Origin of the sequence: Marinomonas rhizomae (assembly GCF_024397855.1) — a bacterium.
Lineage (GTDB): Bacteria > Pseudomonadota > Gammaproteobacteria > Pseudomonadales > Marinomonadaceae > Marinomonas > Marinomonas rhizomae_A.
The window spans coordinates 254,446-271,304 of sequence record NZ_CP073343.1; the positions used below are offsets into that span (position 1 = coordinate 254,446).

At 45.5% G+C, this 16,859-nt stretch carries 15 protein-coding genes; 6 read left to right on the forward strand and 9 right to left on the reverse strand.

The window, feature by feature from the left end; genetic code table 11:
- Positions 1-99: 99 nt before the first annotated feature.
- From KDW99_RS01070 to mtgA, 3 genes are all read right to left on the reverse strand, one after another.
- Positions 100-1,230 (reverse strand): glycerate kinase type-2 family protein, encoded by a 1,131-nt coding sequence (locus tag KDW99_RS01070; RefSeq protein WP_255827493.1) that lies wholly within the window; start codon positions 1,228-1,230, stop codon positions 100-102.
- 163 nt (positions 1,231-1,393) lie between these two features.
- The gene (locus KDW99_RS01075; RefSeq protein WP_255827494.1) at positions 1,394-4,369 is read right to left on the reverse strand and encodes an NAD(P)-dependent oxidoreductase; all 2,976 of its coding nucleotides are present in this window, start codon (positions 4,367-4,369) and stop codon (positions 1,394-1,396) included.
- A 376-nt stretch (positions 4,370-4,745) separates the two neighbouring features.
- The gene (gene mtgA, locus KDW99_RS01080; RefSeq protein WP_255827495.1) at positions 4,746-5,423 is read right to left on the reverse strand and encodes a monofunctional biosynthetic peptidoglycan transglycosylase; all 678 of its coding nucleotides are present in this window, start codon (positions 5,421-5,423) and stop codon (positions 4,746-4,748) included.
- A 203-nt stretch (positions 5,424-5,626) separates the two neighbouring features.
- Between mtgA and KDW99_RS01085 the strand changes: the two genes are divergently transcribed.
- The gene (locus tag KDW99_RS01085; RefSeq protein WP_255827496.1) at positions 5,627-6,349 is read left to right on the forward strand and encodes a metal-dependent hydrolase; all 723 of its coding nucleotides are present in this window, start codon (positions 5,627-5,629) and stop codon (positions 6,347-6,349) included.
- A 33-nt stretch (positions 6,350-6,382) separates the two neighbouring features.
- Here the strand turns inward: KDW99_RS01085 and KDW99_RS01090 are convergent, their stop codons facing one another.
- On the reverse strand, positions 6,383-6,766 hold the full coding sequence (locus tag KDW99_RS01090; protein ID WP_255827497.1) for an STAS/SEC14 domain-containing protein: 384 nt from the start codon (positions 6,764-6,766) through the stop codon (positions 6,383-6,385).
- Positions 6,767-7,082: 316 nt separating this feature from the next.
- Between KDW99_RS01090 and KDW99_RS01095 the strand changes: the two genes are divergently transcribed.
- A complete protein-coding gene (locus KDW99_RS01095) occupies positions 7,083-8,183 on the forward strand; it encodes a methyl-accepting chemotaxis protein (RefSeq protein ID WP_304941376.1) in 1,101 nt (366 codons plus the stop codon).
- Between the two features lie 48 nt (positions 8,184-8,231).
- On the opposite strand, the gene KDW99_RS01100 is transcribed toward KDW99_RS01095, so the two are convergent.
- Positions 8,232-8,381, reverse strand: coding sequence for a DUF2256 domain-containing protein (locus KDW99_RS01100; protein WP_255827498.1), 150 nt, complete (start codon positions 8,379-8,381; stop codon positions 8,232-8,234).
- Between the two features lie 54 nt (positions 8,382-8,435).
- The gene (locus KDW99_RS01105) at positions 8,436-9,032 is read right to left on the reverse strand and encodes a hypothetical protein (RefSeq protein ID WP_255827499.1); all 597 of its coding nucleotides are present in this window, start codon (positions 9,030-9,032) and stop codon (positions 8,436-8,438) included.
- A 276-nt stretch (positions 9,033-9,308) separates the two neighbouring features.
- Here KDW99_RS01105 and KDW99_RS01110 point away from each other — a divergent pair, with 276 nt between their 5' ends.
- The 4 genes from KDW99_RS01110 to KDW99_RS01125 all read left to right on the forward strand — a co-directional run bounded on the left by KDW99_RS01110 (position 9,309) and on the right by KDW99_RS01125 (position 12,557).
- On the forward strand, positions 9,309-10,361 hold the full coding sequence (locus KDW99_RS01110) for an AI-2E family transporter (RefSeq protein WP_255827500.1): 1,053 nt from the start codon (positions 9,309-9,311) through the stop codon (positions 10,359-10,361).
- Positions 10,362-10,471: 110 nt separating this feature from the next.
- Positions 10,472-11,359 carry a DMT family transporter gene (locus KDW99_RS01115; RefSeq protein ID WP_255827501.1) on the forward strand — a complete coding sequence of 296 codons (888 nt, stop codon included), beginning with the start codon at positions 10,472-10,474 and terminating at the stop codon, positions 11,357-11,359.
- 261 nt (positions 11,360-11,620) lie between these two features.
- The gene (locus KDW99_RS01120) at positions 11,621-11,788 is read left to right on the forward strand and encodes a hypothetical protein (protein ID WP_255827502.1); all 168 of its coding nucleotides are present in this window, start codon (positions 11,621-11,623) and stop codon (positions 11,786-11,788) included.
- 34 nt (positions 11,789-11,822) lie between these two features.
- On the forward strand, positions 11,823-12,557 hold the full coding sequence (locus KDW99_RS01125) for an NYN domain-containing protein (RefSeq protein ID WP_255827503.1): 735 nt from the start codon (positions 11,823-11,825) through the stop codon (positions 12,555-12,557).
- A 270-nt stretch (positions 12,558-12,827) separates the two neighbouring features.
- On the opposite strand, the gene KDW99_RS01130 is transcribed toward KDW99_RS01125, so the two are convergent.
- From KDW99_RS01130 to KDW99_RS01140, 3 genes are all read right to left on the reverse strand, one after another.
- On the reverse strand, positions 12,828-14,426 hold the full coding sequence (locus KDW99_RS01130; RefSeq protein WP_255827504.1) for a response regulator: 1,599 nt from the start codon (positions 14,424-14,426) through the stop codon (positions 12,828-12,830).
- Entirely contained in the window at positions 14,419-15,510 is a 1,092-nt protein-coding gene (locus KDW99_RS01135; RefSeq protein ID WP_255827505.1) for a cobalamin-independent methionine synthase II family protein, read from the reverse strand. Before KDW99_RS01135 ends, KDW99_RS01130 begins: the two co-directional genes overlap by 8 nt.
- A gap of 306 nt (positions 15,511-15,816) precedes the next feature.
- The gene (locus KDW99_RS01140; RefSeq protein WP_255827506.1) at positions 15,817-16,677 is read right to left on the reverse strand and encodes a DUF6624 domain-containing protein; all 861 of its coding nucleotides are present in this window, start codon (positions 16,675-16,677) and stop codon (positions 15,817-15,819) included.
- Between the last annotated feature and the right edge of the window lie 182 nt (positions 16,678-16,859).

The following is a 16,859-nucleotide window of genomic DNA, read 5'->3' on the forward strand; positions in this document are numbered from 1 at the left end:
CTTTACAGTAATACCTAGTCGGAATAGGCGGATTCTAGCAAATGACCTGCACAAAAGCCCCGTAAATTCGGGGCTGGTGGCGGATTATATTAGATAAAACTAGCGAATAATGGCAATTATCACATCCATGACATTGGTATTGGTTGGGCCTGTAATGAAAATAGCATCCTGTTCACGCAAGTAGGTACCTGCGTCAGCACGCTTAAGCGCGTCACGTACCGCATGCAGATCTTTTGCTGTCGAACCGTCTACAATACCGCCAGCGGCATCTGTGGGGCCATCGCTGCCATCTGTGCCAGCAACAAGGACGAGGATGTTATCCTTCCCAGCGATATGTTCAGCAATGCCAAGCGCAAGAGCTTGGTTTCGACCGCCACTACCAGGGTTTTCTGGTAGTTTTACCGTTGGCTCACCACCAAAAATGTAAACACCCGGCACCGCATCAAGTAGTTGTTTGCCGATATAGCTAGATAATATTTCCACATCATCATAAAGCGATTCGTTATTTTCCATCACCGTATAGCCAAGTTCTAACGCTTTGGCAGCGGATGCTTGTCGGGCAACTTGGTTGGTGCCAATCAAGGCAACGTTGGCTGTAGAGGGACAACGCTTAATGGAACCTGTTCCTGAGCCGATGACACTAATGTCGTCGCCTTCAACATCTGAGATAGCCAATACACGAACGTCAGCGCCTTTAAAGCCTTCTAATAATTTGCCATCCTTCAGAAGAGACGTTTCTTTGCGGCGGGTATTGATCTGGCCGATATTGTAGCCAGCAGCCAGCATTTGATCTGTGAGCTTTTGCCAGTCAGCCAGTGATACGTCATCGGGTAAGGCTTCAGATAGCGCCGATGCACCACCAGAAACGAGCAGTAATAACTGACTACCAGATGACATTTGCGTCACAGTAGAAAGCATTTTTTGGCCAGCATCCAGTGAGTTTTGATCTGGCACTGGGTGTGCAGATTCGATAACGGTCACATTGTTGGCGTCCCACATAGCTTGATCTGTATGGTCGTATTTTGTGACCAACAGCGCTGGGCAGTTGTACTTGAGTGCGGCTAATGCGCCAGCACACATGCCGCTGGCTGCTTTGCCGACGGCTATGATTTGATCTGGCTGAAAGCCTTCAAATTCAGCGACGGCACGGTAGGTTGCATTGTACCCAGCAACGGCATCAATAGCGGCATTGAAAATAGTGACAGCAGATTCTTTATCGTGTGAACTCAAACTCGTTCTCCTTATTTGCGTAACATGCCAATTACTTGAATCATGGCAGTGATTGCCTTACTAGCATATTCTTTTTTCGCGTAAAAAAAAGCCGCATCAACAGGACATATGTCACGGCGTTGATGCGGCTTATCGAGCTATCTATGTAACTAGATACGACTTATTATTTGCCGAAAGGACCTTGAAGACCGTTCTGAGCAAGTAGCGTACCGTAGATATTTGAGTTCAATACCATCATTTCCGTGTACTCTGCTACCAACGCAGCACGCTTGTCGGCGTCTTCTGTTGCGTTGATTGCGCCCCAGTACGCTGCCAATTGCGTTGCACTTTCTGCTAGTTGCTTGATCTGCTCAGCAGATAAGTTCGCAACCGAGCTAGAGTTTACTTTACCTACACCGTTTACTGTTTTAGCGCCGCCATCGGTGAAGCCTTCAGGTAGATCACCTTTTAGGTTCACGACTTTACCGTATTGAATAACGGATAATAGTTGATCAACCGCTTGCTTAGCACCTTCAACACGAGACACGTGCTCAGTGTCAGCTGCCGCGTGCGGTAGAAGCTCCATCTTACCGACGTGTTTTTCGTAAATGTTACGGTACGGCACCATAGGACCAGACAATTCGCCAGTAGCTGGGTCTTTAAACAAATCCGCATCGATTGCTGCGTAACGGATTTGGCCGCTTGCTAAGGCAGCGTCTAACGCTTCGATGTCAACTACTTCGCCACGGTCGTAGTTAACTAGCACGGCACCTTGTTTCATTGCAGAGAAAACGTCTGCATTGATGATGTCAGAATTGCTGAATTTACCAGTGTCAGCGTTGAATGCACCTAGGCCAGTGTGTGGGCTAAGTACGTCAGCGTCTTGTGCTGCTTCAACGATGCTAGAGGCGTAAGTGAAGCCTTCAGACTCAATCCACTTCTGGTGAGCAGGGCGAGCGTATACAGATACATTCATGCCAAATGCTGCGCCCAGTTTCGCGACTTCACGACCAATATTGCCGTAACCAACAACCGCTAGCTTCTTACCTTCAAGCTTAGTCGTTGGGAACTCTGCAAGGTTCTTGCCTGTATCAAAATCACCAGCCACAACGCGATCATGCATGGCAGATACTTGTAGATCAGGAAGCACTTTAAGCAGCGCTTTCATTGCTGCTTGTGCGGTTGCACGAGAGTTGAAGCTTGGTGTGTTCATCAGTGGTGCAACACCACCTTCACCGTTGCCGCCGCCCCAGCTAGCAGAACCCATGTTGCCTGTACCCGCACCGATACGTACGCCACCTAGCTCGAACTTAGATTCCGCTGGGAAGAATGTCGCCGCCGCGATCACGGCATCGTATTGACCTTCGCCAGTTTCCGCTAGTAGCTCGTCTTCACGGCTTAGGCTTGGCTGGTAGAAGAAATGCACTTTACCTTTCGCAAGGTCGCCTGCTGCTGAAACAGAACCGAAGTGGAATTCACCGCCTTGAGACTTGATGTAAGCTGCTACTTCACTGCAATCAGCGTTGCCGTCAGCATCGAATACCATACCAACAAGATCAGCAATCAGTACTTTGTAAGCACGGTTTGCATCGTCTACACGTACGTCGCCTTCAGCTGACGCTGATACAGCGCTTTCGAATGACTCGCCTTGTTCCGCTAGCAATTCTTCAAGAACCGCGTTTTTCGCACGTAGGTAGCAGTACTGGATGTTTTCTAGTAGCGCCGTGATGTCTTGTGAAGGACGGATACCACCGATCCATGCACGGTAGTCACCTGGCGTACCTGGGAATGCGTTTACGTAACGAGCAACGTCTAGACCTTTCTCATGCGCACCGTCAGTATGAGTGACGCCTTCGTAGCCAAGCATTTGCTTAGATTTCGCGATGATACGAGCGTGAACGTCTGCGTCTGTGATGTCACCGTCAGTCACTTTTAGAAGTGTTACCGCCGCACCACGTGAGTCCGTATTGGCTACGCCTAGTTCAAACAAATCATTGCTATTGATCCAGTCGTTTACTTGTACACGGTTCGCAGTAGAGCGAGCGTTTAGAGCATACACATCACCGATCATTTTTTCGTTGCGTAGAATCGCAAAAGTCGTTTCGGCAAAGGCTAGCGTGCTGAACGTGTTGATAATGCCGCCCAGCATTTGGTCTTTTTCGGCGTCGTAGATTGGACCAAGGTCTGTTGTTTTCTCGCTTGATAGAGGCTCTTTAGCGTCACGTGGCACAGCGATTTTAAGCTGACGTGGAATCGCCCAAGATGGATCTTTTTGGTTCGCATTGATGCGAGCAAGCGCTGGCTTCGTTAGAGAAACGATAAAGTAACCAGAAATACCACCGATTGCCTTTTGGAACGGCATAAATAGGTTACATTTCGTAAGCACACCGTCTACTAGTTCTTGCGACCAAGGCATCGCACCAAGTAGAGACGTCGCATCAATGACCGCATGATGTTCTTCTGGATTAGCATCAACCCAAGCAAGTAGGTTAGCAATCTCTTGTTCTGTGTAAGTGGTTGCGCCAGTTGTTTCATGGCCCACACCAAAGAATAATTTCACACCTTTTTCTATCAGGAAGTCTGCGCTTGGGATGCTACCTTCGCCTTCAGCGAAAAGAATACGGCTTTCGTCACCGTTCGTCGCGTAGCGTTGTAGCTCAGTTAGCTGAGTTCCCCAAGATTGGCGGAAGAAACCACCCGCTTTACCTTCAACTGATTCTGGCTTAGGCGTATCAACAAAGACGATCTGAGACGGATCGTTTGCTGTCATCAAATGAAGCGCGGCCGCCGTGAAACCACTGTGACCACCACCTAGACCAACCGCCATACTGTTTGCTTTAGGGAAGCCAAAGTAACGGTGAATTTCACGCATCATGTCATTTAAGACTTTGTCAGCAGGGTAGCCACGGTGCATACCACGACCGATTTCTGCGGTAGTGAAACTACCAATACGATTGCCTTTATCATCCAATTTTGGATAGTTTGCTTCTATCCATGCATCGAATTCGAAACGGAGTTGACGCGCATCGACTTCATTCTGAGTCATATCCGTAATAGGACCCACACCGAAGAACTGGTTGCTAGTCGCCTGAGGAGCGCCATTTTTAGTCAGAGAAAGCGCACTGGCGCGAGCGGACTTAAGTTGCTCAATTGAAGTCATTGTTCATTACCTGCAAGATAGTTAAATACGTATGCTCTGGCGTTGTGGCTATTCTAAAACCGGACAAGGGGCTCACTGTCTTTTTTATCCCCCATAGATACTGCTTACATCCATGGCTGGCACCCTAACAGAGCATTGCTTCTTTGTTTAAACACAAAACGACATAAGAAAATCTGTATAACATTCGTTCTAGTGCAGGAGTGTAAGCTTGTTCAACGACACAAAAGTGTTCTGAAAACGCCAAAATAATGCGTTTCTCCTACACATGGACGTATTCCATCGACTTAAAAGCAAAAAAGCGCACTTTATGGCGCAAGGGGAAGGAGAAAACGGGTGGAATGCTCGTATTAGAATGGTGAAATACGAGCGTTAAAGATTATTCAAGAATGGGCTTCAAATAGTCCGGGCCAAGTTGCTGCATTTGCTGTTCAACCCAGGCTACTCTTTGACGAAGATAATAGGTTAAATTATTAGGATTTCGAGTACGTGGGCTTGGCAGCATGATGGCTAAGCGCGCCGCTTGGTTCTCGGTGAGTTTGCTAGCGGAGCGGCCAAAATAATGCTGGCTCGCGGCTTCGACACCATAAATGCCTTGCCCAAACTCCGCTATGTTCAAATACACCTCGAGAATGCGTTTTTTACCCCAAAGTGTTTCAAGGCTCACGGCAAAGCCCGCTTCTAATCCTTTGCGAATAAAACTTCGACCAGACCAAAGGAAAAGATTCTTCGCGGTTTGCTGGGTAATCGTGCTCGCACCACGAAGACCTTGTCCATCATCGTATTGGTCAAGCGCCTTACTTATCGCGGTAAAATCAACGCCGAAGTGATTGGGAAAGCGTTGGTCTTCAGAAGCAACCACGGCGAGTGGCATATAGGGCGGTAGCTTATCAATGCTGATCCAATCTTGAGTGACCGGATAAGGACTTTGCAACATAAACGCTGTGGTTGGTGGCGGTATAAAGCGAAACACCAGTAAAACAAGAATCAGCAATAGCAAAGCACGCCAAAGAATCGTCCAAGCTTTTTTGAAAATACCCTGTTTACGCTTTGCCATTTATGCTCTCTTAATTATTCGAACGAGGCTTTCTAGCCCGCGACAACCAAGAGTATAAACAATAACAGTGGTAAATCTTTAATGAATCTTTAGTTTTTGCTGCGCAGACTCTATACCTCGATTCCTGTAGCATTCGCCCACCAAAATTTTACCGTCCGCAACATCGGATTTCACCTTACATCATAGCAATAGGACATTGCCAAATGGCCGACTTTAAAACTCACGTTACTGTGGCTGCCATACTCAGCGCACCATTGGCAGCCAGCACCTTTATTATGGGCTTTGCCAATATGAACGAGGCCATTTTTTACGCCTTAGCTGGCACCCTTGGTGGATTGCTGCCTGATATCGATGCCGATGATTCTGCCGCTATTCGTCTGATATTTCGGCTCTTTGGCGCCTTGGCTGGTGGTCTGGCGATTGCGTTTGGAATGGATAAACTGATCCATTGGCAGGTACTCGCCTTAGCGATTGTCAGTTATTTAGTTGTGCGTTTTCCGATTCGTTGGGCGTTTGAGCAATTCACCATACACAGAGGTACGCTGCACAGTCTGCTGGCTAATATAATGTTTGCCATGCTTGCCGTTCCTATTACTTACCATTTGTTCGCTCTTGAAGCGAAAACTGCTTGGGGTATTGGTGGTTTTATCTTCTTGGGTGCGACCATCCATCTCATACTTGATGAGCTATACAGTATTGAATTGTCTGGCATGCGCATCAAACGCTCGTTTGGCACCGCGATGAAGCTCACCGATTGGGGTGAGCCGCTGGCGTCGCTGATGTTGGTGCTCTGCTGCGTTGTGGGTTATTGGTTAAGCCCAAGTGCAGAGGCTTGGCTAACCGTCTTTACTTGGTGGCCGGAGAACGTACAGTTATCAGACTGGTTTACACAAGAGCTAAACGAATTACGTCAGCTTTGGGGTTAGAGGGATAAATGGGGTCATAGGATCAAGACTGGCTTATGAAGACATAACCCAGTCTGTCGCTTCTTTCTTACGCTTGAACACCTTAATGTCTGCAGAGATAAACCAGCTAATCACACGAATGAATCTATTTTGCCAACGGCTTTTCCCGTAGATGGCAATGCGATTGAATTCACCGCCCAGTCGCTGACTTAGTAAAAACTCGGACCAAGCGCTTTTCATGCTCCAGCCTTCAAACTCACTAATATCCACCAACAAACCCGCATAAGGGGAATGGATGGTGTACAGCGCCGCCTCTAGTTTAGGCGTGATGCTTTCAAAATCCATGTCACTTGGGTGACCTGAGGTTTTTACATTGAGTAACAGCTTGTCGTTATAACGCTTTGCATTCAGCGAAACACCATTTGTATAAGTCGTCATAATTAGCTCCTAAAAAGCGCTTATCGATAGTGTTACTTTAGAACAAAATTGCCAGTAGGAAAGTTGATTAACTCAGCATAGATAGTCAGCAAGCAGTGTGTAATTTGCGCATTTTGCTAAAAGTGTCAGCAAAGACAATAGAAAAAGGGCCAATCAGTAAAACTAAATAGCGAGTGTGACAAGGCTTGTATGTCCCAAGTGGCTATCTCAAAATTGAAATTGGTTAGCGAATAAACAATTATTAAGCTCATCTGTTTTGTGATCTGATTAAATTCTTTGAAAGCATTATTCACAAAAATAAAAATAGGAACTCATCATGAATGCTAGACAGAATGTGCGGTTTATTGGGTTACTGATTGCCGAAATAGTCATTGCCATTGCTTTTACAATACAGCTCGCTTTGACAGATATTATGCCAACAGGTATCAGCTTAATACTGATCTGGCTACTCACCGTAGCGGCAATATTTACCCTATTCATTTATCGAAAAAGTACAGGACAACAACATCAAATGCTCCAATTTGTTAGTGATGTATTGGCTAAGCATTCCTCTGATCATACTCAGTTGGCATTACCTAACAATTTGGATGATTTTCCACTATGGATAGATCATGCCATTCACCAATTAACACAGCATAAACATGAAAAATTGCAGACGGCTGAATTAAACACCGTTCCGGCACTTCATAGTCAAATTGATGAACTGAGTCAGATTGCCAATAAACAGGAGCAAGATCTGTCAGATATTCTCGAACGTCGTCAGCACAGTGCTCCGCTCATTCAAGGTGTCGCGGCCAATACCAAAATCATCACTCAAAAGGTAGGAGCCTTGGTGGATGATGCCAATCAAGGTCAACAAAACTTACAATTGGCTGAGGGTGTTCTTCAAGAACTTATTAACCAAGTCACCTCGACTTCGGACGTGATTAATCTGCTCTCAAATAACTCGGCGCAAATATCTTCTGTTTTAGATGTGATTCGTAGCATTGCCGACCAAACGAACCTGTTGGCACTTAATGCGGCCATTGAAGCAGCCCGTGCGGGTGAACAAGGACGAGGTTTCGCAGTCGTCGCGGACGAGGTTCGCAACTTAGCTAGCAAAACCCAACAGTCCACCCAAGACATTCAGGCTATGATTGAAAGTCTCCAAAAAGGCGTAGCGGAGGCAGTTAATAACATCGATGGCAGTGTTCAGTCGGTGCAAAATACCGTTGAATTTACCAAGAAAGCAGGCGTTTCTTTGATTGAAATATGTACTGAAGTGAATGAAATCAACCAACTCGTTAATGAAAACTCCGTCAAACAAATCAATATTGGTAAATTGGCTATAGAAGTGAATGAGCGACTGCAGCACCTTAATGAACGAACCCTTGAAGCAAAAGCCCTATCAACACAGCTTCAGGAGACGACTTCTTAGAGTCATTTCGTTTAGTAAATTCAGCAGATCTAAATAAAAAGAGGTGGACTATTTTACCTCTTTTTTTACTTGGCGTTTGCAGCGTTCAGAGCAGTATTTTACCTGTGGCCAATCCCTTTCCCATTTTTTACGCCAGGCAAATGGACGCTGGCAGACGGGACAAATTTTTTCGGGTAAATGGGTTTTTTTATGAGTCATCCCGTAGTTACGCAAACAGTAATAGATTGGGATCAGTCAAAATGACCAATCCCACTAAACCACTTGCTGAGAGAGAACATTGCGACGGAATTGCAGGATAACCAATATAATCAAAAACCCTACCGCCAAGCAGAACGGAAACAGCACTGTCGTCACAGAGTAGGCTTCCAGCGCCACCACAGAGCACACATTACGTAGAATCATAATAATGAAGAAAATACGACTGTCTTCAAAAGGGCGGTGATAAACTTTTCGAAAGGTCGGACCAAAACCTATCATATCGATCGTGGTCAGAATCAACACAGCCCACAAGGGATCATTGGTTACGTACCACAGAGGCAAGGATGCCATGGCAAGAGCCAAACATCCCCAATCCAATTTAGTAATAGTGGCATCCCCGCGCTTTATATACGCTAAGAAGGCAATGAAAATTGTAATAAAACCAGATAATCCAATGGGCCATGCTCCAGCACCGCCATCGGCTTCCAGTTGAGCAAAAAAAACGATGGTGGTGGTAATGCCCCAAATTACCCACGAAAACACATGAGGCTTCACTTGGCCGCGTAAAATCAGCGCAATATAAGGCACAAAACCAACCATCGCCAACGCAATAGCAATGCCGCTAAAAACAAGCTTTATATTAAAATCCATCTGCCTTGCCTACTTCATCCGTCATGGTAAAACTCGATTCTACCGACTTCATTGTTAAACAGACGGACAAAACACGTCATTTTTGCACCAAAGTAGGTCGTTTTGGGTGAGTGGTAAATTGGGTTAATAGGTAAGTCGGACTAGGTTGAGTATGCAGGCCAACCTAGTCTGGCATTGGGGAGTGATAGATTTAAAGAAGTGATTGAAAAGCGAACAGACAGTCGTGATGTGTTAGGGTCTATAAGATATGTCTCTATAAAACCAAGGAAGAGATTCATGGGATCTGATTATAACCATTACATGCGCCGATTATTGGCGACCATAGGTATCATCGCGATCGCGGTCAGTGTTTTTTTATTATTTTGGCACCTAGCGTATGTGCTGGTATTACTTTTTGGCGGTGCGTTATTTGCTGTGTTTTTGGTGGGGCTTGCTAGCCCTTTGCAAGCCTTTATACCGCTTCCTCGGTGGAGTTTAGTATTACTGGTTGCTATCGTGTTTACCGGATTATTATTGCTCGCGGGGTATTTGGCAGGTCCTGCCGTTGCCGATCAAATGGTTCAACTAAGTGAGCAGTTGAGTGGCGGCTTAAATCAGTTGGAGAGCTATCTAAAACAGCAAACATGGGGTGAAGCCTTACTGAAGTGGGCCCAAGAGCAATGGCAACAAGCGCCTTTGTCGCCAGGAAAATTAATGGGCCAAGTAACGGGGGCGTTTTCCACCATTTTCGGTGCCGTTGCTGATTTGTTTGTCATGCTGTTTATTGGCTTTTATTTGGCTCTCCACCCCAAGCCTTATGTTCAAGGTTTTCTATTCCTTTTTCCGCGAGAAAAGCGGGACCGTTTGAACGAAGTCATGTCTTCCGTTTACCACGCACTAAAATGGTGGTTAATTGGACGTGCAACATCCATGGCGGCTGTCGGTTTATTAACGGCGGTTGGTCTTTGGCTGCTTGATATGCCATTGATCATGGCGCTGGCATTATTGGCAGGTCTATTGTCGTTCGTTCCTTTTATTGGCCCAATAGCCGCAGCTATTCCTGCTATTTTGGTTGGGTTGATAGACAGCCCAAACCAAGCGCTCTATGTCGTGTTGGTGTATTTCATTGTGCAGCTTTTGGAAAGTAACATTTTAACCCCTTACGTACAGAAACAAGCCGTATCGCTTCCTCCTGCCGTCATGCTCAGTGGTCAAATGTTGATGGGCGCGGTGTTCGGCTTACAGGGCTTAGCGTTATCGACCCCCATGCTGGTATCCATGATCGTTGTCGTGCAAATGCTGTATGTGTGCGACGTGTTGGGCGAAAAAATTCGCCCCTTGGGACAATGATCTTTATACAAATTGGTGTAAGTTGGAGGCAGATAAAATACCTATATTAAGATGTTCTTCAATCCGAACATTCCCGATTATTAAACGAACGATGAAAGGCGAATAACCAAATGAGCTCATTGGAAATGGAGGCGCAGCGCACCTTAGTGGGAAAAGGCGTGCTGTTATGTTTAGCTGCGATGTTGGTGTTCGCGTCACAAGATGCCGTGACAAAAATTCTCGTACAGGATATGTCCGTGGCGCAAGTGGTATTAGTGCGCTATTGGGTATTTGCCTTGTTTGCCATCATCTGGGTGTCGCGCACCAGCACCATTCGCCATGCATTGCGTTCTGTTCGCCCTAAGTTACAAGTATTGCGGTCCTTATTATCCATCGCTGAGATTGCGATTTTTAATCTAGCTCTGCGTCATCTTGGCTTGGCAGAATCCCATTCGCTGATGGCGGCGTTCCCATTAATGGTGATTGCCTTGGCGGCACCCATTCTAGGGGAACGGGTAAGCATAAAATCTTGGTTGGCGGTTTGTGTTGGCTTTGCCGGAACGCTCGTTATCCTTCGACCTGGATTGGACGTCTTCAAGCCTGAGTCATTGATACCATTAAGCGCAGCCTTGTGTTTTGCCTGCTACCACGTGGTGACTCGTCAGGTCAGCTCTGCGGGTGATGGTTTTCATACCAACATACTCTATATGGCGTTGATCGGCTTAGTGTGTGCAACCCTCTTTGGTGTGACGGCATGGCGAGCTCCAAGCATGCAGGAATGGGTGTTATTGGCCGTGATCTCTATTATGAGTGTCGCCGCACAGCTTTTGTTAGTGAAAGCGCTAGAGTATGCGCCTGCCTCAGTGTTACAACCGTTCAACTACAGCTTATTGGTATTTGCCACTATTATCGGCTTCTTAGTATTTAGCGAACTACCAGACAGATGGACCATTGTAGGAGCGGGCATTGTCATTGCCAGTGGACTGTATGTGATCTATTTACAGCGTGCTCGCGAATAGTTTTGTCTTAATAATATAGATATTGCAATGTAAACTTTACTTGGCTATATTATGAGCACAACTTATCCTTCTTCCACGCGTGGCGACATACAGACCCTTGGAGTTGGACGAATAAGCCGGCCTCGTGCCGGTTTTTTCACATCTACGGCCTTGGTAGGCGTGAATGAACAATGGATATGGAAAGTCCTTACCTCTCTTCTTTTGTCTCTTTGGTATTAGACTCGCCAGTCACTATGACCTCTAAGTAAGTGGACTGAAAATATGAAAACGAGAGTCTACATTGATGGTTACAACTTCTACTTTGGTTGCTTAAAAGGCACGCCATATAAATGGTTGGATCCTGTTTCTCTTATTGAAACCTTACTGGTGCGTTCTGGTGTCCCTGAATCCGTTCTTGATGAATTGGCGGTTAAATTTTTTTACCGCTGAAATCTCTGAACGCGCAGCATCGGATAGCAGCTCTTTGAAGGATCAACGAGCTTATCATCTTGCGTTGCATAATCACCGCCAAGGTAGATTGCAGACCATAAAGGGCAAATACTCAATTGATAAAACCAAATTTCCTAAAGTTGAGCGAGATGAAAGAGGCAAAGAGACAGAGCCCAAGTCTTCTGATCGGGTGAAAATATGGAAAATGGAAGAGAAACAAAGCGATGTTAATGTGGCTTTGGAAGCAGTCTATGATGCAGTGACAGACTTAACACTTGAGCACATTGTTTTTGTGACCAACGACACCGATATCATTCCTGTATTACGAAAAATTCAGTCTCATAATGCCTTGAAACAACGCTCTTCCGTCAAAATAGGTTTAATCATTCCAATGAGAAAGGGCGACTCAGAAAGACAAGGAAATAAGTCTTTAAAAGATTTTGCCGATTGGACTATCAAGTATATACATGAAGAAGAATTGCAAATTTCACAGCTACCATGCCGCGTCGTCGGGGCGAAATCTGCCATAAAGCCTGTTAGTTGGTTTAGGTATCCTGAAAGAGTTCAAGAGGTTCTGAATACCCTAAGCCAGAAAGGTGTTGAAGGCAGTATTCCCAAAGCTTGGAAATGGCTAGAGCGACCATTACATCCAGCCGATGGGATGGATAAGATGGAAGGTATTCCAGCCAACTTGATGGATGATGAAATTGCCTTAGATATAATCCATCAACATGTAAAAGCCTATGCAGACTACAAAAAACGAAGTTGATGCATTCCAATGCGATTAAGTTTTTCTGCCCCCAATTGTTCCCGTTTAGCCTCAATAACGTGGGCGGACAAGATAGTCTGCATTGGTGGCGGAGTCGTAGTAGAAGCCGGAAACCATGAAGAGTTATTAGCGAATGATGATTCCCTCTATACGCAACTGTGGAATAATCATCAAAACAATCAAGGGTAGGGAAAGGCAAAGATGTTGTTTCGAAAGGCTTGACTGACTACAGCGCGAATGTTGTCGTTAGCTCCAGCACGATCAACAATATCAAAACTCACTAATTGTTTTTTGAGACCATGTGTTAAGGGCACTTTCTAGTAGTGCTAAATTGATCGGCTTACTAATAAAATCACACATGCCTACGTCTAAGCAGCGTTTTTTGTCTTCTTCCAATACGTTTGCAGTGAGCGCGATGATGGGAACCTCACGATAGGCTGCCATCTGTTTGATCTCAACGGTGGCTTGAAGCCCATCTTTAACGGGCATTTGCATATCCATAAAGATGAGGTCAAAGTGCCCAGCTTTGCATAAAGTAATGGCTTCTTCACCATCTTGAGCGATGGTGATTGTGACAACGCCCAACCGCTTAAGAAATCCGTTAAGCACAATTTGATTGGTTTTATTATCCTCGGCGATCAGTACCGATAATTGCGAACAATCAACCTGTCCTGACGCATTGTCGCTTTCTTGTATGGGGATAATCTGCTTTTCGGCTTCGCATGCACTCGTCTCAATGGCAAAAAAGAACGTCGACCCTTTTGCGACTTCACTCTCTACTTTGAGTTCAGATCCCATTAGTGTGAGTAACTTGCTGGCGATGGTCAGCCCCAGCCCTGTTCCACCAAATTTTCTCGTAATAGAAGTGTCTGCTTGTGAAAATGCGTCAAACAGCTTTTCGACATATTCTTGCTCGATGCCCATTCCTGTATCAGTCACACTGAACATCACACTTATACTTTCTTTTGGTCCCTTAGAGACCTCCGCAGCCAAGATAACTTCGCCTTGATCGGTGAACTTGATCGCGTTACCGAGCAGATTAATAAGTACTTGCTTGATTCTTGTCTCATCACCGGTGAAGACAATATCTTCCATTTCAAGCTGATTCTTAGTCGATAAGTTAACGCCTTTAGACACAGCTAGCCCTTTAAATAGCAGCTCAAGATCTTTTAACAACTTACTCAACACGACAGGGCGACTTTCTAGCTCAATTTTATCGGCTTCGATTTTACTCAAGTTGAGAATGTCATTAATTATTACTAATAAGCTCTGCCCAGACGAAGTAATAATATCGAGCATTTCCTGTTGTGAGTCGGTCAAAGGTGTATGCGATAATTGTGTTGCCATGCCTAATATACCGTTCATTGGCGTACGTATTTCATGGCTCATATTCGCTAAGAATTCAGATTTCACTTTAGATGTGCGTGCAGCCGCTTGAGCCTGCGCGCTTAACCGTGAGTTTTCTTCCTCACGTTGTTTAAGGACAGAAATAGAGACTTGAAGCGCAGCGGAACGAAGTAACTCATCATTACTATCATGCATGGAAGGGTGCACTTGAGACGCAATGCTCGTGCTTTGCGCCAGACGAACAATGTTGCCGGAAGCACTGACTTCTTGCTCCACCAAAACAGTTTGCCGATTATTGATATACTCTAAAGGTTTTATGTTTTCGTCACGGCCTGCCCATGACAAGTCTAGCGCTCTCTCTGGCAGTAAACAGGCATCGTAAATTTCTTTGGCACTGATGCCTTTTGTCAAAATTGGCGCAGCATCAGCAAACTCTTCGGCGAAGCCCGGCGTCCAGTCTAACAAACACTGCTGATCATCAAACACGGCAAAACTACGACTGAAGGGTCGCAACTCATTCATGCAGCATTCCTTGCTTGTTTGTTAATTGTTCCGCAGCCATAGCGGTTCCCAACACGCGTGCACGAATCTTAGCAAACGCTGTTTCGCGAGTGGTTGATACATCATCACAAAAAGGGGAAAAGCCACAGTCGTCCGTAGTCCCCAGTTGCCCTAAAGGTATATAGCGAGCAGCGAGTAACACTCGTTGGCAGACTTCTTCAGGTGTTTCAATGTTAGGGTCAATGACATCGATCACACCGATAAAAGCTCGTTGATTTGGTTTTAAATAACGTGCCACTATCTTTAAGGCCCGCTCTGGATTGTCTTCCCCCGCCATGGCAATGTAAAAGTTGCCCGCTTTCAGCTCAAATAGACTAGGCAGCAGTTCAGCGTAATCCACATCCGCGCTGTGGGTCGAATCGTGATCTGCACCGGGGCAAGTATGAATGCCAATTAGAGCCCGTTCCTCTTCACTAAAGCGCACTAGCACTCGATTATTAAGCTCTATAAAAGCGTTTAATAAACCACCACTTGGATCGAGCTTGACGGCCAAACGCCCTTCGGTAAAATCAATTTGAACTTTATAAGCGCCAGCCTCAAAACAACCACGAATTTCTCTTTCCTGCTCATCGACTAGGTCATTTAAAAAGTCTTCTCGGCTGTATTCCGGCAAGCTTTCTGCTGGGTACAATAAGCTTAAAGCAGAGATAGAAATAATAGATTGCTTGAGTGGAAGTGCGGTGAAACGCTTGGCTACGCTGAATGTTTTGTAGGCATTAAGCAAAAAGTGGAATGGGCCAGCTGTAAGCCGAGGTAAGCGCCGCACATGCCCATCTTTAAAGGGGATTTCGAGACCATCTGGGGCGAGATTCTTAGCGCCTTCAACGGAGTAAGTTACGAAGTTGTGAGTCTTTCGCTGTTCTCCGTCACTTAAAATCGGCGACCCAGTCGCTTCGAATGCACGAATGGTCTGCTCAATCGCCTCCTCATAGCATGCTTCCATTGCCGCTGAATCTATCTTGCCTTCATCAAATTGCCGTTGCGCCCGCATTAACTCCGGTGATCTAGGGATGCTTCCGATTGCTTCAGTAGGTAATAACATCATTTTTTAACTCCATTCAAAATGCTTGTATAAATAGAGTGTAGACCATTCTCTCTTTATGGATAAAAAATTAGCCTATATGCTGAAAAGTACTTTTATGAACCGAGAATTAAGGTAAAAGGGACAGCCGGGTGACGCCAAGAAAGCGCGATAGGAAACCGAGTTAGACGGATTAAATTTTCACCTGACTCTGGTTACTTTCCATCGAAGCCATGTATCAGGTGAAGTAGTTAAATAAAATATATATCGAAGAATTGCAGTCAGATGGAAGAGTATCTGACTGCAGTGGCATGTATCGGCTAATAGCTGCTATGCAGCAATGTAGCCGCCTTCTAATGCCCATTTACGTTTTAGTGCCTGCCACTCATCTTGGGTGTATCGATAAGCTTTACGCTGACGAATCATATCAGCCCACTCTTTATTGGCTTTGTTTAAATTTATCAAACCTACTTGCGCGCGTCTCTTATCAAGGTTCTTTGGATCAACGACATTGTCGCTGTATTCCACTCGATCACTGCGCTCATTGAAGTCATTGAATGCGCCAAAGATGGATGGTTTATACGAGAGGGATAACCAACGATCAATCGAGACTGCGTAATATCCTCCATAGCACTCGCCTAAAGGCAAAGCCTTACGCATTAATTCAGCACTTCGATATTGAAATTGACTGTTCTTTAAGCAGTTAATCCCCAACCAGTAACACGCCTCCATCCCTTCTCGTCCAACGATTTGAGGGCCGAGCCATCCGTATTTGTCATAGATCGCTTCGAGCATCTCGATGGACTCTTCATTAAAATCATCTAAGTTGTCGAACCAGCCAGCTTTTTTAGGTGAATAACGGCGCATCATAGCGATACGCATAGCATTGCGTCGTGTTAACTGCTCCGCGAGTGCTGGGTCATAGTCGGCACTTGGTTGAGTGGATTTTTGAATGAATAACTTCAAGCGGCGCCAACTGGCAAAGCCATGCTGTCGAGCAGTGACTCTCTGCGCATCTAGAATAGAAAAAGGTTGCGCTAAGACTTGCTCAGATTGCAAATTTTGAAAAGAAGTATCGAAATGACTGATCAGCTCTACGACACTTGGATCGCCTGCGCGATGTTTAGATCGCAAAGCACGTGCGGCACGATGTAGATATTCAATGCTGGGGTTATTTGGCAAGGTTTTCATTTAAGCTCTCCTACATAGGTTGCACTTAACTCGCGAAAGCACAGAAAGCTAAAATGTCATATAAAAGAGTGGAGCATTACAGGTAAGGTTAACCTTTTTCCGCGAGTCGGATGCGCCCTGAAGCACTGTGTATGATTCTAAAAACATCCAGTACGGGTTGCAAGGAAAATAGGTTTTTTTAA

What these genes read in the sequence shown, in the direction of transcription:
- KDW99_RS01075 (WP_255827494.1), bottom strand. Translation starts at nt 4,369, where the DNA reads ATGACTTCAATTGAGCAACTTAAGTCCGCTCGCGCCAGTGCGCTTTCT.
- mtgA (WP_255827495.1), bottom strand. Translation starts at nt 5,423, where the DNA reads ATGGCAAAGCGTAAACAGGGTATTTTCAAAAAAGCTTGGACGATTCTT.
- KDW99_RS01085 (WP_255827496.1), top strand. Translation starts at nt 5,627, where the DNA reads ATGGCCGACTTTAAAACTCACGTTACTGTGGCTGCCATACTCAGCGCA.
- KDW99_RS01090 (WP_255827497.1), bottom strand. Translation starts at nt 6,766, where the DNA reads ATGACGACTTATACAAATGGTGTTTCGCTGAATGCAAAGCGTTATAAC.
- KDW99_RS01095 (WP_304941376.1), top strand. Translation starts at nt 7,083, where the DNA reads ATGAATGCTAGACAGAATGTGCGGTTTATTGGGTTACTGATTGCCGAA.
- KDW99_RS01100 (WP_255827498.1), bottom strand. Translation starts at nt 8,381, where the DNA reads ATGACTCATAAAAAAACCCATTTACCCGAAAAAATTTGTCCCGTCTGC.
- KDW99_RS01105 (WP_255827499.1), bottom strand. Translation starts at nt 9,032, where the DNA reads ATGGATTTTAATATAAAGCTTGTTTTTAGCGGCATTGCTATTGCGTTG.
- KDW99_RS01110 (WP_255827500.1), top strand. Translation starts at nt 9,309, where the DNA reads ATGGGATCTGATTATAACCATTACATGCGCCGATTATTGGCGACCATA.
- KDW99_RS01115 (WP_255827501.1), top strand. Translation starts at nt 10,472, where the DNA reads ATGAGCTCATTGGAAATGGAGGCGCAGCGCACCTTAGTGGGAAAAGGC.
- KDW99_RS01120 (WP_255827502.1), top strand. Translation starts at nt 11,621, where the DNA reads ATGAAAACGAGAGTCTACATTGATGGTTACAACTTCTACTTTGGTTGC.
- KDW99_RS01130 (WP_255827504.1), bottom strand. Translation starts at nt 14,426, where the DNA reads ATGAATGAGTTGCGACCCTTCAGTCGTAGTTTTGCCGTGTTTGATGAT.
- KDW99_RS01135 (WP_255827505.1), bottom strand. Translation starts at nt 15,510, where the DNA reads ATGATGTTATTACCTACTGAAGCAATCGGAAGCATCCCTAGATCACCG.
- KDW99_RS01140 (WP_255827506.1), bottom strand. Translation starts at nt 16,677, where the DNA reads ATGAAAACCTTGCCAAATAACCCCAGCATTGAATATCTACATCGTGCC.